Below are 1,637 nucleotides of genomic sequence, written 5' to 3' on the forward strand. Positions count from 1 at the left end.
CCCGCCGTAAGGGGAACCGATCCCGCCGGGTCCCCCGTCGAAGTGGCATGGACAGGCCGATCTTGCGACGGTACGGGTCTGGCCGTGCCTCAGGCAGGGCGCACACCTGTCGGCTCCACGCGCCCCCTTTCTGCCCTGGCGCGCCGGGGCTGGGGGGAGGGCGGGCAGATGGCTGTGCGGGGGTGAGGCCCTGAGGGCGTGGCGCGGTCTAGGGACGGCGGGCGATCGGATGGGCCACTTGGTGACTCGCGTGAACGTGCCCGGGCGGTTCGAGTGAACGTGTCCAGCTGAAAATCTGCGTTGACCTGTGCTTGTGCCGTAGTCGACGTCTTGGAGGGGTTGGACATTTAGCAGCGAAGCGGCAGGACAATTTGACGCGAATCACCACGGACATCGACGTCGCGATCCGTCTGGCCCGGCCGTGGCGCCGCTCGGGACGGGCGGCACTCTACGAGGGGCCGACCGCGTCGGCAGACCCCTGGAGCGTGGTGCGCACGGCCTTCTGACCAGCGCCTGCATCCGCTTTCTACTCTCGGCTGGTGCGCAGGAGTGTGCCATTGGCGCCGGCGGTGTATTCGCGTCGTGCGTTCTTCTCGATCTTCCGCTCGACCTCTTCGCCGAGGTCAACGCCCTGCATCTCGGCGATCGCCACCAAGTACAGGAATACGTCGGCGAGCTCTTCCCCGCGGTCGGGCAGCCCCTTACGCCAAGCCGTGAACGCCTCCCCAACCTCGGCTGTCAGCAGGCCGAACTCCATTGGGATGTCGGAGGTGTTGAACCCTTTGTCGAGCTTGTTCTTCCAGGCAAGCCTCTGGGCGTCGGTGATGTTAACGGCGGTTCCCCTTGACGGTGCGGTGCGGTCTTCTCGGGGAATACTAACGAGGCCCAGGTGCCGGAGCGGCGGGAACGGGACAGGAGTCAGCCGGTGGGGCTGGGGGATTCCGGCTCGGCGGCGTACCTGAGAACGGGCACGTGGCTGGCCAGGACGCGGAAGACGCGCTCATAGGCTTCGCCAAGCGCGGCGATCTCCTCCGCTTCGGGGGCATGGCCGTCACGGGCCATGAGACGGCTGCGTACGACAGCGACGGGCGCGGTGAGGTGGACGAAGACGCCGTCGCGAGCCGTGACGAGGTCGGCCAGGGCGAGGGCCTGTTCCAAGGTGAGGCGGGATCGGTCTCGGTAGAGGGGGCCATAGACCAGCTCGCTGACGAAGCTACGGTCCAGGACCAGCGGGCCTGGCCGTGCTAGAAGATCGCGGTATCGGCGGGTCAGGTTCTGATGGTCGGGCGTGCGGGGTGAGTGCACTGCGATGAAGCCACTCTGGGTGACGAGAAGGTTGGCGAGGGTGGTCTTGCCGACGCCGTCCCCGCCTTCGAGTACGACGGTGCGGTGCTGGGCGATCTCGTCAATGGTCACCCGTTGATCCACGCGGACACCTCGTCTGCGCTGCGGAGTGTGGCATCAACGCCGTACTGGACCATGAGATTGCGGTGATTTGGCTCACGGCCGATGGCGTGGGTGTAGGTGCTGCGGGGCAGATACGCGGCCACCGGGCGGCCCGTGGCACAGGCCGCCCCGATCAGCAGGGCGGCGCCAGGTGGGGTCTCGGGGCCGGAGCCGTCGACGACAATGCGCGC

At 67.6% G+C, this 1,637-nt stretch carries 3 protein-coding genes and 1 pseudogene; 1 reads left to right on the top strand and 3 read right to left on the bottom strand.

The window, feature by feature from the left end; all coding sequences use genetic code 11:
• Positions 1-371: 371 nt before the first annotated feature.
• Positions 372-506 carry a hypothetical protein gene (locus ABZ281_RS48555; RefSeq protein ID WP_356665157.1) on the top strand — a complete coding sequence of 45 codons (135 nt, stop codon included), beginning with the start codon at positions 372-374 and terminating at the stop codon, positions 504-506.
• Between the two features lie 20 nt (positions 507-526).
• On the opposite strand, the gene ABZ281_RS48560 is transcribed toward ABZ281_RS48555, so the two are convergent.
• The 3 genes and pseudogenes from ABZ281_RS48560 to ABZ281_RS48570 all read right to left on the bottom strand — a co-directional run.
• Positions 527-757, bottom strand: a complete 231-nt coding sequence (locus tag ABZ281_RS48560; RefSeq protein ID WP_333741847.1) for a MazG nucleotide pyrophosphohydrolase domain-containing protein — start codon at positions 755-757, stop codon at positions 527-529.
• Between the two features lie 161 nt (positions 758-918).
• Positions 919-1,416: a hypothetical protein gene (locus ABZ281_RS48565; RefSeq protein WP_356665159.1), complete on the bottom strand. Its 498-nt coding sequence runs from the start codon at positions 1,414-1,416 to the stop codon at positions 919-921.
• Positions 1,413-1,637, bottom strand: a pseudogene (locus tag ABZ281_RS48570) (hypothetical protein); the annotation flags it as partial. The gene ABZ281_RS48565 and the pseudogene ABZ281_RS48570, both read right to left, overlap by 4 nt.

The sequence above is a fragment of the Streptomyces sp. NPDC006265 genome (assembly GCF_040613555.1).
GTDB lineage: Bacteria > Actinomycetota > Actinomycetes > Streptomycetales > Streptomycetaceae > Streptomyces.